The sequence below is a fragment of the Pseudomonas sp. MPDS genome (assembly GCF_013283895.1).
In the GTDB taxonomy this organism is placed as follows: domain Bacteria; phylum Pseudomonadota; class Gammaproteobacteria; order Pseudomonadales; family Pseudomonadaceae; genus Aquipseudomonas; species Aquipseudomonas rhizophila.
This window is the reverse complement of sequence record NZ_CP054128.1, coordinates 893521-909715: the sequence shown is the minus strand read 5'-3', so window position 1 is coordinate 909715 and position 16195 is coordinate 893521. Positions and strand designations below refer to the sequence as shown.

Genomic DNA, 16195 nt, shown 5'->3' with positions numbered 1-16195 from the left:
GTACAGCAGGGGGCGATCAATTCGCCTCTAGAAGGGGATCGAGCGCACGCACATGCTCGACTTGCCAGCCAAGCGGAACCACGTCCCCAACAGCGAGCCCGGGATCGAGTTCGGCAATCGGTTGTTTCACGAAGAAGTCATTCTTGCCACAGACCTCCAGGCGAACCCGGACGTGGTCGCCCAGATAGATGAATTCCGCCACCCTCCCTGAGAAGCGGTTGACACATTGTTCGCTTGCGCCGTTGAGGCTCACCCGCTCCGGGCGGATCGACAGGGTCACCGGCTCGCCGGGTTTGCCGACGTTCACCGCCAGGGCCTCGACCTTTTCACCACGCCCCAGCTCCACCAGGCAACGATCGCCGGTCTGGCTGTGCAGGCGGCCGTTGAGACGGTTGTTCTCGCCGATGAAGTTGGCGACGAAGGTGTTCCTTGGCTCTTCGTAGAGGGTGCGTGGCGGGGCAATCTGCTGGATTTCGCCTTGATGGAACACCGCTACCCGGTCGGACATGGTCAAGGCTTCGCCCTGGTCGTGAGTCACATAGACCACTGTCACACCGAGGCGCTGATGCAGATGCTTGATCTCCATCTGCATGTGTTCACGCAGTTGTTTGTCCAGGGCGCCAAGGGGTTCGTCCATCAGCACCAGTTGCGGTTCGAACACCAGCGCCCGGGCCAGGGCCACGCGCTGTTGCTGGCCGCCGGACAACTGAGCCGGGTAGCGTTGGGCAAACGTGTCCAGCTGGACCATGCTCAAGACGCGCTTGACCCGATCACTCACGTCGCTTTTGTTCAAGCCGCGCACGGTCAGCGGGAAGGCCAGGTTCTCGGCAACGGTCATGTGCGGGAACAAAGCGTAGTTCTGGAACACCATGCCGATGTCACGCTTGTGGGGCGGCACGTTGTTGATGGAGCGTCCGGCCAGCTGGATCTCACCGGCAGTGGGTGTTTCAAACCCGGCGAGCATCATCAGGCTGGTGGTTTTGCCGGAACCGGACGGCCCGAGCAGAGTCAGGAATTCGCCTTTGCGAATGTCCAGGTTGAGGTCCTTGACGATCAGGTTCTCGCCGTCGTAGCTCTTTTGCACACCACGAAAGCTGACCAGTACATCACTGGCCCCCGCGCTTGAATCGACCTGGCTCATACCCACACCTTTTGTATTGATGACTGCTTGTGAATCAAGCCTAGTGGAGCCTGGGGCCTGCGCAAATCGGGGCGCAGGAGAGAATCGCCTCAGCCGGATGGAAGAGTCGGTGTAGGGATTTCCCTACAAGGATGGCGGGATTGGATAAGGACAGTCGTGAGTTATGAGCTGCAAGCTGCAAGCAGGGACAAAAGCGGTGTTGGGGCGTGTCGCAAATGGATATGCCGACACACTGCCCGTGTGGGAGCGAGCCTGCTCGCGATGGCGGCGGATCAGCCAGCATCGTGGTTGACTGACACACCGCCATCGCGAGCAGGCTCGCTCCCACAGGGGATTGTGGTGGGCTTAGAGCAACTTATGCTCCATCGCATACTTCACCAGTTCCGCCAAGGAAGTGATGTTGAGTTTCTGCATCAGCCGCGCTTTGTGAGTGCTGATGGTTTTGCTGCTCAGGGCCAATTGCTGGGCGATGTCGTTGACGTTGGCCCCTTGGGCCAGGCGCTCGAAGACCGAGAATTCGCGCTCGGACAGCAGCGAGTGCAGCGGTCGGCTGTCGGTCAGGCCCACTTCGAAAACCATGCGGTCGGCCAGTTCCGGGTCGATGTAACGTCCGCCGGCCGCGACCTTGCGAATCGCCATGAGCAGCAAGGCCGGGTCGCTGTCCTTGGTCGCGTAGCCGGCGGCACCGACCTTCAGCGCGCGCGCCGCCATTTGCGCCTCGTCGTGCATCGACAACACCAGGATGGCCGGCGGATTGTTCAACGCACGGATCCGCGGGATCGCCTCCAGACCATTGACGCCAGGCATGGAGATATCCAACAGCACCACTTCGCAGGGCACATGCCGCAGGGTCTCCAGCAATTGTTCGCCATTGCTCGCCTCCCCCACGACCACCAGGTCCTTCGCCAGGCCGATCAACTGCTTGATGCCTTCGCGCACGATGGTGTGGTCTTCGGCTACCAGTACACGGATCACGTTTTTCTCCAGATTCAGAATCTCATCGCGAGCAGGCTCGCTCCCACAGGGTTGTGCGTGTGTGCATCTCAATCAATGTGGGAGCGAGCCTGCTCGCGATAGCGTCAGCCAAGCCAAGCCAAGCCAAACAAAAATCATCAGGCCTCATTCACCGGTACCCGCACCGCCAGGGTCGTCCCCTCCCCAGGCTCACTTTCCAACGATAACTGCCCGCCCATGATCAACACCCGTTCCCGCATGCCGACCAGACCAAAGGAGGTCGGCCGCCCCGTGGCGGGAACGAATCCTACACCGTCGTCGCTCACCGTCAGACAAAGCTGGTCGTCTTCCTGCACCAGCGTCAGTTCTACAGTATGCGCCTGAGCATGGCGCATCACATTGGTCAGCGCTTCCTGGAGAATTCGAAACAGACCGATGGCCTTGGCGTCGCTCAAGGGCGGAAGATTGTCCGGCACCTGTACCAGGCATGGGATCTGCGTGCGCGCCTCGAAACGCCGCGCCTGCCATTCGATGGCCGAGGCGATGCCCGCATCAAGGATCGGAGGTCGCAATGCCGTCGCCACGTCCCGCACCAACTGGAACAACTGGGCAATCAGGCGCTTCATGCTGTTGAGCCGCTCTTGCAGGCCCGGATCGAGCTGCGCATAGGCCAGTTCGCACATGGACGTTTCCAGCTTCAAGACGGTCAACATTTGCCCCAACTCGTCGTGGACTTCCCGAGCTATGCGCGCCTTTTCCTCTTCCCGCACGCTCTCCAGGTGCGCCGACAATTCGCGCAGTTGCTCCCTGGAGCTGGCCAGTTCCAGTTCGATGCGCTTGCTTTCGGTGATGTCCCAGACGATACCGTCCCACACGTAAGCGCCGTCTTCGAGACGACGGGTAATGGCCTTGATCTCGGCCCAGCGCTCCCGGCCTTCGCGGGTCAGGATACGCCCCTGCCACGACCAGTCGCTGTCGCTGTCCAGCGCCTGATCCTGAGTGCGGTGATAACTGGCCTTGTCCTGGGGGTGTACGAGGCTGCGCAGGCCGGTGTCGCTACGGGCCAGGGTCGCGGGCGAATACCCCACGAGGCTTTCGCTACCCTCACTGATGTAGGCAAAGTCGATCTGCCCGGTTACCGGCGCCCGCTCCAGGCGAAAGACCAGGCCCGGGACGTTGGCAGCGATCCCCTGCAAGCGCGCCTCGCTTTCGCGCAGCGCCGCCAACGCGCGACGGCGCTCGGTGACGTCGTTTATGTAGACCACCAGGTATTCGGCATCGCGAAAGCGCAGGAAGCTCAAGGAAACATCGGCCGGAAGGATGCTTCCATCAGCCCGCACGCATTCGGTTTCGAAACTCTGTGGCCCCTCCTCGCTGGCCCGGGCGCGTTTCCACAGGTTCAGCCAGCGATCCATGTGCAGGCCCGGTTCGAAGTCGATCAAGGGGCGCTCAATGATCGCGCCCGGCGCATAGCCCAGCATGATTTCGGCGGCGCGGTTGGCATACCGTACATGGCTATCCCAATTGACCCAGAGAATGCCGACAGTGCTTTGGTCGATGGAAAATTGTGTCAGGCGCAGGGCTTCCTCGCTGGCGGCCCGCTGGGCGATGTCATTTCGCGCATTGCGCAGGCGCCGCTCCAGCGCCCTTTGCTCGCGGCGCTGCCAGAACACGATGGCCACGCAACTCAAGAGCAGGGCCAGCAGCAACAGGGTCAGGTTTTGCCAGAAACCCGGGGTGTCGGTCAGACGTGGATATTTGGGCTTGAGCCAGCGACTGTGCAGTTGCTCAAGTTCCTTGGCCGGGATCGCCTGCAAACCGCTCTCGATGATGTCGGCCAACTCAGGCCAATCCCGGCGAGTGGCGACGCGCAACAGTTGCGGCAGGCCGATATCGCCTACGACCACCAGCCCGGCGAATTCAGGCTCGACCATCAGTCGCCCCAACTGCGCCTCATCGACCACCGCGTAACCGGCCTGCTGGCTCAACAACAGTTGCAACGCCTGACGCTCCAACGGTACGCCTTGAAGATTCAACGTCGGGTAGTTGCTACGCAAATAATCGGCCGTGGTACTGGGCATGCGCACCGCCACCCGCACTTGAGCATCGAGCTTTTCCAGCTCGACCCCTTCGGCGCCCTTCTTCTGGCCCACGATCAATTGCGGCACGCGCATGTAGGGGTCGGAAAACCGCCAGAGTCGCAGCCCGGCCGGGGTCTGGGTCAGCCCTGGGGCAATATCCACCTCACCGGAGCGCAACGCGGCTTCCAACTGCGCCACGTCCTGGAAATTGCGCCAGGTCAGTTCGACATTCAACGCCTTGCCCAACCACTGCATCAGCTCGACATTGGTGCCGGACAGACGCTGCAAGCGCCGGTCATATTGCGCATAGGGCGCCTGCAACACGAGGCCGACGCGCAGTTGCGGATGCTGGAGCAGCCATTGTCGCTGGCCCGCGTCCAGTTGCACCCCAGTCAACGACGGTGCGGGCGCGGCCCACGCCATCAAGGGAAGCCATAAACAGCCGATAACCCACAGGCAGCAAAAACGCATCATCGAAGTCTCATGCACTGACAAATACTGACCAACCCATTAGGCTGCCGGAAATACTTCTGGTCATGGAATATCCGATGCCCTTTGTTTATCGCCTGGCATTGCCAGCATTGTGCCTGTCGCTGATCCTGCCGAGTGCCTTTTCTGTACAGGCTGAAGAACCGGCGCCCGCGGCGGCGGATCAAGCCACCGAGGAAAAACCGGTCGAACGTCCGCCTTTGCTCGAGCGCAGCGAAGAAGAAGCGACAGCGCTTGAACGGGAGATCCCGGCCCAGGAGCAACAACAGCTACAAACCGGCAGCGACACCTTCCTGGCTCTCTGGAAGCCGGCCAACACCAGCGACCCCAAGGGCGCGGTCATCATAGTCCCCGGCGCCGGCGAAACCGCTGACTGGCCTCAAGTGATCGGCCCGATGCGCAAAAAGTTACCGGATATCGAGTGGAGCAGCCTGAGTATCACCCTGCCGGACCTGCAAAGCGACGTCATCGCACCGCGCGTGGTGGAAACACCGCCCGAGACCAAACCGGCCGACGTGGCTGGCGCGGCACCGGACGCCACGACCGCAGCACCGATTGAACAAGTGGCGGGCGGCGAGGCTGACGCTGTGGATCCGGTCGTTGCCCAAACCAGCGAGGAACACCTCCTGGCCGATGCCGAACGTATCTTTGCCCGCATCGATGCGGCACTGGCCTACGCCGAACAGCAGGGCGCCCGCAGCATTGTTCTGCTGGGCCACGGCACCGGCGCCTATTGGGCGGCACGTTACCTGAATGAAAAACAGCCCTCGCAGATCGAGCGTTTCGTGATGGTCGCCGCCCAGACCCCGCTCGCAGTCAAGCCCGCCCTGGCCGAACTGACTCCCACCTTGAAACTGGCCACCGCCGACATCTTCTACATGGACAAACCGCAGGATCGCAATGCAGCGCTGGAGCGTTTACAGGCCAGTAAGCGTCTTAAAGGGTCGAGCTTCAGTCAGGTGTCACTCAAAGCGGTGCCCAACTCATCGGCGCAGCAAGAACAGCTGTTTCGTCGGGTACGGGGTTGGTTGAACCCGCAGAAGCCGGGGGAGTGAGGCTTAGACAAGCCCCAAGCCAGCCACCGTGGTGATCCCCTTCTAGCGAAAGTCCCGGCGCTCGCGGATCAACCGATAGGCGTTGTGCAACTCCCGGGTCTTGTCGGTGGCGTCACGCACTTGCAACGGCGTCGCCCCACTGCCGGCAATCTTGTCCGGGTGGTGACGACTGAGCAGACGGCGATAAGCCCGCTTGATCTGCGACGGCTCGCTGGTGGCCGAAACTCCCAGCAAGCGTAACGCCTCCTGATAGGTCGCGCCGCTGTTGGGCAACGACTGTTTGTGTGGTTCGTAATCCGCCGCCAGTGCCTGGACCTGTTGCGGCGTCCACCCCAGCCATTTGCCCCACTGAGCAAGCAACTCACGCTCGGCTATGCCCGCGCGACCGTCGGCCCAGACCATCCGCCAGCAGGCGCGCAGCACACCCTCAGCCGCATGGGGCTGGGTCGCAAGGCGACGCAAATAACCGCGCAAATGGTCGTTTCCGGTTTTGCCCCGGTTGAATGCGGCGACGGCCCGGCGTTGCGCTGGCTCGCTCAGGTCCAGCGCGCGCATCTCCTGACGCGCCTGCTGGATGTGCCCATCCACCACTCGTCCATCGCTCTTGGCCAGCCGGCCCAGCAATACAAACAGCAACTCATCGTTGCGTAATGCCGGACGGCCACCCAAACGCTCGCGCAGCTGCGCCCAGCCTTGCAGATTAAGTCGCCGATCCAGCGCCTGTCCTAATAACGCTCCCAGCATGGCCCCCGGAATGCTGGCTATGGCAAAGCCCGCCCCGGCTCCAATCAGAGTCCCTGGCCACCACATATCAACGGCTCGCTTCTATCAAGGTTTCAACCTGCGCCAAACGTTCATGAGTCCCCACATCCACCCAGTGTCCCTTCAGGTGCTCGCCGCTGACCTGGCCCTCGGCCATGGCCTTGCGTAGCAGCGGTGCGAGTTTGAACGCGCCGTCCAGGCAACCCTCGAACAACCGCGGATGCAAGACGGCAATGCCGCTGTAGGTCAGTTTGTCGGCAGCCGCCCCGCCATCATGAATCTGTCCGTCGGCCAGGAGGAAATCGCCGCCCGGATGGTGTTCGGGATTATCCACCAGTACCAGGTGCGCCAAGCCGTCCAGAGGTCGGCGCAAGGCGCTGAAATCGTAATCGGTCCAGATGTCGCCGTTGACCACCAGGAACGCCTCGTCGCCCAACAACGGCAGGGCGCGGAAAATGCCACCGCCGGTTTCCAGCGGCTCACCTTCGGGCGAGAAATGAATGCTCACGCCAAAACGTGAACCGTCCCCTAGATAATCTTCGATTTGCTGACCGAGCCAGGCGTGATTGATCACAATGTCCTTGAACCCGGCCCGAACCAAGGCACGCAGATGGTATTCGATCAAGGGAACACCGCCGGCACGAACCAGCGGCTTGGGCGTGGTGAGGGTCAAGGGCCGCATCCGCTCCCCTTTACCCGCCGCCAGGATCATCGCTTTCATGCCGTCGCTCCGGCCGACTGACGCAGGCTGGAGAGCAACTGATCCAGTTCCGCCAGTTCAGGGCGACGGGCAATGACCGCTTCTATATAGGCAAAGAAGCGCGGCACATCGCCCAGATAGCGCGGCTTGCCGTCGCGGTGGCAAATACGCGCGAAAATCCCGATGACCTTGAGATGGCGCTGCACGCCCATCAGGTCGCTGGCCCGCAGGAAATCCTCGAAGTCCGGCTGGACCGGGATGCCAAGCGCACCGGCCTGCTGCCAGTAATCCTCGAGCCAGCCACGCACGCGCTCCTCGGGCCAACTGAGAAAGGCATCCTTGAACAGACACGTGACGTCATAGGTCACCGGGCCGTAGACCGCATCCTGAAAGTCCAGTACGCCGGGGTTCGGTTCGCTGAGCATCAGGTTGCGCGGCATGTAGTCGCGATGAACCAGCACTTTCGGCTGAGCCAGCGCGCTGTTGATCAGCAGGTCGCTGGCCTGCTGCCAGAGCGCTTGTTGAGCAGCATCGAATTCGATACCCAGCTCATGCTTGACGTACCACTCAGGAAACAGCTCCAGCTCCCGGCGCAGCAAAGCGACGTCGTAGCTGGGCAGTGGCGCGACCATCGGCAGTTGCTGGAAAGCCAGCAGGGCCTGCAGGGCGTCACGGAATAATGGGTCGGCATTGTCGCCGTTGATCACGTCCAGATACGTCTGATTGCCCAGGTCATTGAGCAAAAGAAAACCGCGCTCAAGGTCTTCGGCATAAATTTTTGGCACGTTGATGCCGGATTTAGCCAGCAAAAAAGCAATGTCCACGAAGGGTTTGCAGTTTTCCTGGGGCGGTGGCGCATCCATCACGATCAAACTGCGGCCCTCGCCTTCCCAGCGGAAATAACGGCGAAAACTCGCGTCGCTGCTGGCCGCAGTCAACGTGGCCGGGGGTACGGCGCCCCAGCCCTGCTGAACAAAAAGGATCGGCAGCTGCTCATCGAGCCAAACTTTCAGGTGTTGCAGGCGTACATCTTGGTCAGGCATTGCAAGGGTCTCCGACGGCGCTAGCCGTCAAGCGGGTCATGCTTTATTATCCAGCATCTTTTTCAGACCATCGAGAGGCGTGCGGCCCACACCGCGGGCAGATGGCACGCAGGAAGCCCGGACTAATAAGATGGCATTGAAATCCCCCGCGTTTCGTAAAAAATTTCCGTTGCTGGTCACCGGCAGTCTGCTGGCCCTGCAACCCTTGGCCTCTTCATTCGTCGTCGCGGCAGAGCAGTATGACTGCTCCGTCTCCGCTTCGGGTGCCTGGGACTGTTCGCCCAAGACGCCGGCTGCTGCATTGCCGCCACGTCCGGTGCATGACGGCAGTGCGGTTTCCGCCAGCGGCGAGGCCCCGGCCGACAGCAGCTCGGGCGAAGAAGCCGGCGACAAGCCCGTGCTCGTCACCGAAGCCAAAGGCCGCGGCCTGAAGTCTCGCAGTGCGGACTACAGTCACCTGGACTGGGTTCCACGGGAGAACCTCACCCCTGCCCAATTGGCCGAAACCGGTCCTTATTGCGCCGGCGCCTATATCGAGCCCGTTCGTCCTGGCATGAATGACAAGACGGACAAAAGCGACGCTCCGACCTTCCTTGGCGCCAAAGCATCGCGCTACCAGCAGGAAGAGCAGGTGGCAACGCTGGCCGGCGACGTGGTCATGCGTCAAGGCAGCATGCAGGTCGAGGCCGACGAGGCCAACCTGTACCAGGCTGAAAACCGCGGCGAGCTGAGCGGCAACGTGCGCGTTCGCGATAACGGTGCGCTCATCGTCGGCGACCACGCCGATGTGCAGTTGGACACTGGCGAAGCCAAGGTCGACAACGCCGAATACGTGATGCACAAGTCGCGCATCCGCGGTAACGCGCTGTACGCCAAGCGTGCTGAAAACGCGATCATCCGCCTCAAGGACGGTACGTACACCACGTGCGAGCCGGGCAGCAACGCCTGGACACTCAAGGGCAACAACATCACCCTGAACCCGGCTACCGGCTTCGGCACCGCCACCAACGTGACGCTGCGGGTCAAGGACTTCCCGGTCCTGTATACGCCGTACATCTATTTCCCGATCGATGACCGCCGCCAGTCCGGCTTCCTGCCGCCGACCATCGGCACCGGCAGCGATACCGGCTTTTTGCTTGTCACCCCGTATTACTTCAACCTGGCACCCAACTACGATGCCACGTTGTACCCACGTTACATGAGCAAGCGCGGCCTGTTGATGGAAGGCGAATTCCGCTACCTGACCAAGTCCAGCGAAGGTCAGTTCGGTGCGGCGTACCTCAACGATGAAGAGGACGAACGTAGCAAGCAGTCCGACTACAGTAAGACCCGTTACATGTATAACTGGCAGCACAAGGGCGGGCTCGACTCGCGCGTGCTGACGGAAGTCGACTACACCAAGATCAGCGACCCTTATTACTTCCAGGATCTGGAGTCCGACCAGATTGGTGTCGAGTCCAATGACTATGTCAACCAGCAGGGCGCCGTCAGCTATCGGGGTGACAACTACGTTGCACGTGTGAATGCCCAGGCTTACCAGATGGCGACGATTTCGAAGATCACGCCGTATAACCGCCTGCCGCAGATCACCTTCAACGGCGAACTGCCGCAGCACCCGTATGGTCTGGATTTCGCCTACAAGACGGAGCTGGTGCGGTTTGATCGGGATTTGCGCGACGGGCTATACCGCAACGAGGAAGGCGCCACGAGGCCGTGGCTGGATACTCGCGTGTGGGGCCTTGCCCGGGCGACCGGCAATCGCTTGAATCTTGCACCTGTCGTCAGCCTGCCGATGACCGCCAGTTATGGCTATATCAAGCCGTCGCTCAAGTACCAGTACACCCAATATGATCTGGACTTGGATGGTGAAGGCAAAGGTGATATCGCTGGGCAGACCGCAGAGCAGGATCGCCTGCGCGGCACCTACAGCAGCAACCAGAGCCGAGGCGTTCCGATCGCCAGCATCGACAGCGGTCTGTATTTCGACCGAGATACCCAGTGGTTCGGCTCCAACTATCGCCAGACTCTTGAACCTCGCCTGTTCTACCTCTATGTACCGGAGAAGGATCAGAGCGATATTCCAGTATTCGATACCAGCGAATCGACCTTCAGCTATTCCTCGCTGTTCCGGGATAACCGCTTCACCGGCTCCGACCGTGTCGGCGACGAGAACAAGCTGTCATTGGGCGTGACCAGCCGTTGGATAGAAGAGAACGGCTTCGAGCGCCAGCGCATCAGCGTCGGTCAGGCCCTTTATTTCAAGGATCGCGAAGTCCAACTACCAGGTATCGACTTCAAGACACGTGAAGACGCCAAGTCAGACGTCTCCCCGTATGCCCTCGAGTACGAATACCGTTGGAACCGCGATTGGCGAACCACTGCCACCTACAACTGGGATCCGGACAGTCACAGCCCTCGCTCGGGCAGCGCAATGTTCCATTACCAGCCTGAGGACAACCCGAACAAGGTCATCAACGCCGGTTATCGCTATCGCAACGATCAGGTTCGTTATGACGAGGCCACGGGACAATGGCAAGTGGGTGGCGGCGACTATGGCACTCCGGGCACTCCGGGCTACGTGAAGGACTACTACAAGATCCAGCAGCACGACTTCTCGGTCATCTGGCCGGTCGTGCCGCAGTGGAATCTCATCAGCCGCTGGCAGTATGACTACAACCGCAACCGCACCCTGGAAGCCTTCGGTGGTTTCGAATACGACAACTGCTGCTGGAAACTGCGCCTGATCAACCGTTACTGGGTCGACTATGAAGAGTTCAGTCAAGCCGCCCCGGAAAACGAGAAGGGCGACCACGGCATCTTCCTCCAAATTGTCCTGAAGGGACTCGGCGGCCTCACCGGCGCCAAGGTAGAGAGCTTCCTCGACAAAGGCATCCAAGGTTATCGTGAACGTGAAGACCAAGCTTTCTGATTGTCTGCGCCCGCTGATGCTGGGCGCGCTGTTCCTGGGTACTGCGGCCAACGCCGCGGTACAGCCCATCGACAAAGTGGTGGCTATCGTCGACAACGACGTGGTCATGCAAAGCCAGCTGGACCAGCGCGTCCATGAAGTGCAGCAGACCATCGCCAAGCGCGGTGGTGGCCTGCCGCCTCCGGGCGTATTGGATCAACAGGTGCTCGAACGCCTGATCGTCGAAAACCTGCAATTGCAGATTGGCGAACGCTCGGGCATCCGCATCACTGATGAAGAATTGAACCAGGCCGTCGGCACCATTGCCCAGCGCAACAACATGAGCGTCGATCAGTTCCGCGCCGCCCTGGCTCGCGACGGCCTCTCTTACGAGGACGCTCGCGATCAGATCCGCCGCGAGATGATCATCAGCCGTGTGCGCCAGCGTCGTGTAGCCGAACGCATCCAGGTGTCCGAGCAGGAAGTGAAAAACTTCCTCGCCTCCGATCTGGGCAAGATGCAGCTTTCCGAGGAACTGCACCTGGCGAACATCCTGGTTCCTACCCCGGAAAGCGCCAACTCCGAAGCCATCCAGAATGCTTACCGCCAGGCGATGGACATCTACCAGCAGCTCAAGCAAGGCGCCGACTTCGGTCAGATGGCCATTGCCAGGTCTGGCAGTGACAACGCCCTGGAAGGTGGTGATATGGGCTGGCGCAAAGCCGCCCAATTGCCCCCTCCGTTCGATCGCGAACTGAGCAGCATGGCCGTGGGTGACATCACTCAACCAGCCCGCACGCCCGGCGGCTTCATTATCCTCAAGCTGTTGGAAAAGCGCGGTGGCGGTGCTCAGGTGCGTGACGAAGTGCATGTTCGTCATATCCTGATCAAGCCAAGCGAGATCCGCAGCGAAGCCGAGACCCAGCGTCTGGCGCAAAAGCTTTATGAGCGCATCGAAGCGGGTGAAGATTTCGCCGAGCTGGCCAAGAGCTTCTCGGAAGACCCGGGTTCAGCCCTCAACGGCGGCGACCTGAACTGGGTTGACCCGAACGCACTGGTGCCCGAGTTCCGCCAGGTGATGGCCGAGACACCACAAGGCCAGTTGTCCAAGCCGTTCAAGAGCCCTTATGGCTGGCACGTACTGGAAGTCCTTGGCCGCCGCGCCACCGACAGCACCACCCAGGCTCGTGAACAACAGGCGATGACCGTGCTGCGCAACCGCAAATACGACGAAGAGCTGCAAACCTGGCTGCGTCAGATTCGCGATGAAGCCTACGTCGAAATCAAACTCCCTGGTGCAGACCAGGCAGCGCAGTGAAACCCAAGCGTTTCGCGCTGACACCCGGCGAGCCTGCCGGCATCGGTCCCGACCTGTGCCTGCTGCTCGCCTCGCAACCCCAGCCACATCCCCTGATAGCCATCACCAGCCGCGACCTGCTCCTCGAGCGGGCTGCGCAGCTGGGGGTGGTCGTCGACCTGCTGCTGGTGACACCGGGAGCCTGGCCGGATGTCCCGGCACCCGCCAACAGCCTGTATGTCTGGGATACGCCACTGGGCGCCCCGGTGGTTATCGGGCAACTGGACAAGACCAACGCGGCATTCGTCCTGCAAACCCTGACCCGCGCTGGCCAGGGCTGCCTGGACGGGAGTTTCGCCGGCATGATCACCGCTCCGGTGCACAAGGGCGTGATCAACGAATCCGGGATTGCCTTTTCCGGGCATACCGAGTTCCTGGCGGACCTGACCCACACCACGCAGGTGGTAATGATGCTCGCCACCCGCGGCCTGCGCGTGGCACTGGTGACCACGCACCTGCCCTTGCGGGACGTCGCCGAGGCCATCACCCCGCAACGCCTGGAGCGGGTCACGCGGATATTGCACGCCGACCTGCAGGAAAAGTTCGGCATCGCCCGGCCCCGTATCCTGGTGTGCGGGCTCAACCCCCATGCCGGTGAAGGCGGACATCTGGGCCATGAAGAAATCGACACCATAGAACCCACCTTGGAGCGCTTGCGCAGCGAGGGCATGGACCTGCGTGGCCCGCTGCCTGCCGACACTCTGTTCACCCCCAAATATCTGGAGCACTGCGACGCGGTGCTGGCGATGTACCACGATCAGGGCCTGCCCGTACTGAAGTACAAAGGCTTCGGCGCGGCAGTCAACGTAACCCTGGGCCTGCCGATCATCCGCACATCGGTGGACCATGGCACCGCCCTGGACCTGGCCGGCAGTGGCAGGATCGATACCGGCAGCCTGCAGGTCGCCTTGGAAACCGCCTACCAGATGGCCGAGACCCATTTATGACCGAGCAATACCAACACCGCGCGCGTAAGCGCTTCGGCCAGAACTTCCTGCATGACGCTGGCGTAATCGATCGCATCCTGCGCTCCATCAATGCCAAACCCGACGATCGCCTGCTGGAGATTGGCCCGGGCCAGGGCGCGCTGACCGAAGGCCTGCTCGGCAGCGGTGCGCAACTGGATGTGGTGGAACTGGACAAGGATCTGATCCCGATCCTCAACCAGCAGTTCGCTGGCATGAGCAATTTCAACCTGCACCAGGGCGACGCGCTGAAGTTTGACTTCAATAGCCTGGAGGCTGCGCCCAATAGCCTGCGGGTGGTGGGGAATCTGCCGTACAACATCTCCACGCCGCTGATCTTTCATCTGCTGAGCAACGCTGGCCTGATCCGCGACATGCACTTCATGTTGCAAAAAGAGGTGGTCGAACGGCTCGCTGCTGGCCCTGGCGGCGGTGACTGGGGTCGCCTGTCGATCATGGTTCAGTACCATTGCCGGGTCGAACATCTGTTCAACGTAGGCCCCGGGGCATTCAACCCGCCCCCCAAAGTCGACTCGGCCATCGTCCGCCTGGTACCCCATGCCGTCCTGCCGCACCCGGCCAAGGATCATCGCCTGCTGGAGCGCGTCGTACGCGAAGCTTTCAATCAGCGTCGCAAAACCCTGCGCAACACCCTGAAGCTATTGCTCAGCAGCGCCGAAATCGAAGCCGCCGGCGTTGACGGCAGCCTGCGTCCCGAGCAATTGGACCTGGCGGCGTTCGTGCGCCTGGCCGACAAACTCAGCGAACAGGTAACGCCCAAAGCCGACGCCATCTGACAAGCTCATCGCTATCGGGTGGGACGTCTGGTCTACTACCCGATACATGGCCTAGACTGATCTTCTCAGCTACGCCCGCGTCCCGCTTCGCTTTTAAGGCCTTTTTGCATGTCCGATCTTCGTTATCAGGTCGACGTCAGCGTCGCCACCCGCTTTCTGGCAGAACAGTCGCAACCTGAGCACAACCGTTTCGCCTTCGCCTATACCATTACCGTGAGCAACAACGGCTCATTGCCAGCCCGCCTGCTATCACGCCACTGGGTCATCACCGACGGCGATGGTCATGTTGAGCACGTGCGGGGCGAGGGTGTGGTCGGTCAGCAACCGCTGATCGACGCTGGAAAAAGCCACAGCTACAGCAGCGGGACGGTGATGACGACCAAGGTCGGCACCATGCAGGGCACGTACCAGATGCTGGCGGAGGACGGCACGCGTTTCGACGCGATCATCAAGCCGTTTCGCCTGGCGGTACCCGGAGCCCTGCACTGATGGCGACGTATGCGGTCGGCGATCTGCAAGGTTGCCTGGACCCGCTCAAATGCCTGCTGGAACGGGTCGCCTTCGACCCACAGAAAGACACGCTGTGGCTGGTGGGCGATCTGGTCAATCGCGGCCCACAATCGCTTGAGACCTTGCGCTTTCTCTACAACATCCGCGATTCGCTGGTCTGCGTGCTCGGTAATCACGACCTGCACCTGCTGGCCGCCTGGCAGAACATCGAGCGCCTGAAAAAATCCGATACCTTGAGCGAGATCCTCGATGCCCCCGATTGCGTCGAGCTGCTGGAATGGCTGCGCCTGCAAAAGCTCATGCACTACGACGAGCAACGCAATCTGGCGCTGGTGCACGCCGGCATCCCACCCCAGTGGTCCTTGCGCAAGGCGCTCAAGTACGCCGGCGAAGTCGAACACGCGCTACGCGACGACAACCTGTTCGGCCCCTACCTGGATGGCATGTACGGCAATGAACCGGTCAAATGGGACAACGATCTCACCGGCACCGCCCGTCTGCGAGTCATCACCAATTATTTCACCCGCATGCGCTTCTGCACCCGCGACGGTAAGCTGGACCTCAAGGGCAAGGAAGGCATCGAGACCGCGCCACCTGGCTACGCCCCTTGGTTCAAACACAAAGAGCGCAAGACCCGTAATCTGAAGATCATTTTCGGACACTGGGCGGCACTGGAAGGCCAATCCGACGAACCTGGGGTTTTCGCCCTCGACACCGGATGCGTATGGGGTAGCGCGATGACGCTGATGAACGTCGACTCGGGCGAGCAACTGCGTTGCGAGTGTGACGAACAGGGTCACGCCAAATCCCTTCATCATCCGACCATTGCATCAGTAACGGCCGCTACCATCGTTTGATCGGTGCCGCGCGTCAGGCTACAGGAGTCCCAAATGACCGCTTTTAAACGCATCCCCCCAGAGCAGGCCCAGGCCCTGCGTGAAACAGGCGCGGTTGTCGTCGACGTTCGAGATCCGGCCACCTTCGCCGCCCTGCACATCAGCGGCTCGACCCATCTGGATAACCACTCCCTCTCCGATTTCATCCGCAATGCGGACCTCGATGCCCCCGTGGTGGTGGTCTGTTATCACGGCAACTCCAGCCAGAGCGCAGCCGCTTACCTGGTCAGCCAAGGCTTCTCCGATGTCTATAGCCTGGACGGCGGTTTTGAACTGTGGCGCACGACTTATCCTGCAGAAACAGCCCCAGGTAACCCGGAATAATTTTTATGACGCCCAAGCCCACGTGAACCGCGGGTTTGGGTGATGGCGGACGAACGGTCTGCCACAACTAATTACGCATTCAACCTTTACCTCTCCGATTCCGAACTATCCTTAGCCTCAGGCCATCCAAAACAGGGGAGAGCCGGTACACCGGCGCGCGGGTTCATCGGGAGACAGCTTTCAGGAGACGGCATTTCTGAAAGCATTCTGGGG

The 16195-nt window shown here is 61.1% G+C and carries 14 protein-coding genes; 8 read left to right on the top strand and 6 right to left on the bottom strand.

Annotated features, from left to right (window positions below):
* Positions 1-16: 16 nt before the first annotated feature.
* The 3 genes from HQ912_RS03875 to HQ912_RS03865 form a co-directional block, all read right to left on the bottom strand.
* Positions 17-1141 carry an ABC transporter ATP-binding protein gene (locus tag HQ912_RS03875; protein ID WP_047228062.1) on the bottom strand — a complete coding sequence of 375 codons (1125 nt, stop codon included), beginning with the start codon at positions 1139-1141 and terminating at the stop codon, positions 17-19.
* Positions 1142-1486: 345 nt separating this feature from the next.
* Positions 1487-2116, bottom strand: a complete 630-nt coding sequence (locus HQ912_RS03870; protein WP_076383435.1) for a response regulator transcription factor — start codon at positions 2114-2116, stop codon at positions 1487-1489.
* A gap of 137 nt (positions 2117-2253) precedes the next feature.
* Positions 2254-4650: a PAS domain S-box protein gene (locus HQ912_RS03865; RefSeq protein ID WP_173406488.1), complete on the bottom strand. Its 2397-nt coding sequence runs from the start codon at positions 4648-4650 to the stop codon at positions 2254-2256.
* Between the two features lie 74 nt (positions 4651-4724).
* Between HQ912_RS03865 and HQ912_RS03860 the strand changes: the two genes are divergently transcribed.
* Positions 4725-5720 (top strand): alpha/beta hydrolase family protein, encoded by a 996-nt coding sequence (locus HQ912_RS03860; RefSeq protein ID WP_173406487.1) that lies wholly within the window; start codon positions 4725-4727, stop codon positions 5718-5720.
* A gap of 42 nt (positions 5721-5762) precedes the next feature.
* Here the strand turns inward: HQ912_RS03860 and HQ912_RS03855 are convergent, their stop codons facing one another.
* Genes HQ912_RS03855 through HQ912_RS03845 form a run of 3 tightly spaced genes read right to left on the bottom strand, consistent with a single transcriptional unit; the run spans position 5763 to position 8225 of the window.
* Entirely contained in the window at positions 5763-6530 is a 768-nt protein-coding gene (locus HQ912_RS03855) for a TerB family tellurite resistance protein (RefSeq protein WP_047228066.1), read from the bottom strand.
* 1 nt (position 6531) lies between these two features.
* The gene (murU, locus tag HQ912_RS03850; RefSeq protein ID WP_047228067.1) at positions 6532-7203 is read right to left on the bottom strand and encodes an N-acetylmuramate alpha-1-phosphate uridylyltransferase MurU; all 672 of its coding nucleotides are present in this window, start codon (positions 7201-7203) and stop codon (positions 6532-6534) included.
* A complete protein-coding gene (locus tag HQ912_RS03845; RefSeq protein ID WP_047228068.1) occupies positions 7200-8225 on the bottom strand; it encodes an aminoglycoside phosphotransferase family protein in 1026 nt (341 codons plus the stop codon). The genes murU and HQ912_RS03845 overlap by 4 nt, the downstream gene beginning before the upstream one ends.
* A 130-nt stretch (positions 8226-8355) precedes the next feature.
* On the opposite strand from HQ912_RS03845, the gene HQ912_RS03840 reads away from it, so the two are divergent.
* The 7 genes from HQ912_RS03840 to glpE all read left to right on the top strand — a co-directional run bounded on the left by HQ912_RS03840 (position 8356) and on the right by glpE (position 15982).
* On the top strand, positions 8356-11154 hold the full coding sequence (locus HQ912_RS03840) for an LPS-assembly protein LptD (protein WP_173406486.1): 2799 nt from the start codon (positions 8356-8358) through the stop codon (positions 11152-11154).
* On the top strand, positions 11135-12451 hold the full coding sequence (surA, locus tag HQ912_RS03835) for a peptidylprolyl isomerase SurA (protein WP_155417177.1): 1317 nt from the start codon (positions 11135-11137) through the stop codon (positions 12449-12451). Before HQ912_RS03840 ends, surA begins: the two co-directional genes overlap by 20 nt.
* Positions 12448-13437 (top strand): 4-hydroxythreonine-4-phosphate dehydrogenase PdxA, encoded by a 990-nt coding sequence (pdxA, locus tag HQ912_RS03830; protein ID WP_173406485.1) that lies wholly within the window; start codon positions 12448-12450, stop codon positions 13435-13437. The genes surA and pdxA overlap by 4 nt, the downstream gene beginning before the upstream one ends.
* The gene (gene rsmA / locus HQ912_RS03825) at positions 13434-14252 is read left to right on the top strand and encodes a 16S rRNA (adenine(1518)-N(6)/adenine(1519)-N(6))-dimethyltransferase RsmA (RefSeq protein ID WP_047228071.1); all 819 of its coding nucleotides are present in this window, start codon (positions 13434-13436) and stop codon (positions 14250-14252) included. The genes pdxA and rsmA overlap by 4 nt, the downstream gene beginning before the upstream one ends.
* Positions 14253-14360: 108 nt before the next feature.
* Positions 14361-14741 (top strand): Co2+/Mg2+ efflux protein ApaG, encoded by a 381-nt coding sequence (gene apaG, locus HQ912_RS03820; protein WP_047228072.1) that lies wholly within the window; start codon positions 14361-14363, stop codon positions 14739-14741.
* Complete coding sequence (locus HQ912_RS03815; RefSeq protein ID WP_107322998.1) at positions 14741-15619, top strand: symmetrical bis(5'-nucleosyl)-tetraphosphatase; 879 nt, start codon at positions 14741-14743, stop codon at positions 15617-15619. The genes apaG and HQ912_RS03815 overlap by 1 nt, the downstream gene beginning before the upstream one ends.
* A gap of 33 nt (positions 15620-15652) precedes the next feature.
* Entirely contained in the window at positions 15653-15982 is a 330-nt protein-coding gene (glpE, locus tag HQ912_RS03810; protein WP_047228074.1) for a thiosulfate sulfurtransferase GlpE, read from the top strand.
* The last annotated feature ends 213 nt before the right edge of the window (positions 15983-16195 follow it).

Coding starts and splice junctions, on each gene's coding strand:
- rsmA (WP_047228071.1), top strand. CDS start 13,434: ATGACCGAGCAATACCAACACCGCGCGCGTAAGCGCTTCGGCCAGAAC.
- HQ912_RS03860 (WP_173406487.1), top strand. CDS start 4,725: ATGCCCTTTGTTTATCGCCTGGCATTGCCAGCATTGTGCCTGTCGCTG.
- HQ912_RS03865 (WP_173406488.1), bottom strand. CDS start 4,650: ATGATGCGTTTTTGCTGCCTGTGGGTTATCGGCTGTTTATGGCTTCCC.
- HQ912_RS03855 (WP_047228066.1), bottom strand. CDS start 6,530: ATGTGGTGGCCAGGGACTCTGATTGGAGCCGGGGCGGGCTTTGCCATA.
- apaG (WP_047228072.1), top strand. CDS start 14,361: ATGTCCGATCTTCGTTATCAGGTCGACGTCAGCGTCGCCACCCGCTTT.
- HQ912_RS03840 (WP_173406486.1), top strand. CDS start 8,356: ATGGCATTGAAATCCCCCGCGTTTCGTAAAAAATTTCCGTTGCTGGTC.
- HQ912_RS03815 (WP_107322998.1), top strand. CDS start 14,741: ATGGCGACGTATGCGGTCGGCGATCTGCAAGGTTGCCTGGACCCGCTC.
- murU (WP_047228067.1), bottom strand. CDS start 7,203: ATGAAAGCGATGATCCTGGCGGCGGGTAAAGGGGAGCGGATGCGGCCC.
- HQ912_RS03845 (WP_047228068.1), bottom strand. CDS start 8,225: ATGCCTGACCAAGATGTACGCCTGCAACACCTGAAAGTTTGGCTCGAT.
- HQ912_RS03875 (WP_047228062.1), bottom strand. CDS start 1,141: ATGAGCCAGGTCGATTCAAGCGCGGGGGCCAGTGATGTACTGGTCAGC.
- glpE (WP_047228074.1), top strand. CDS start 15,653: ATGACCGCTTTTAAACGCATCCCCCCAGAGCAGGCCCAGGCCCTGCGT.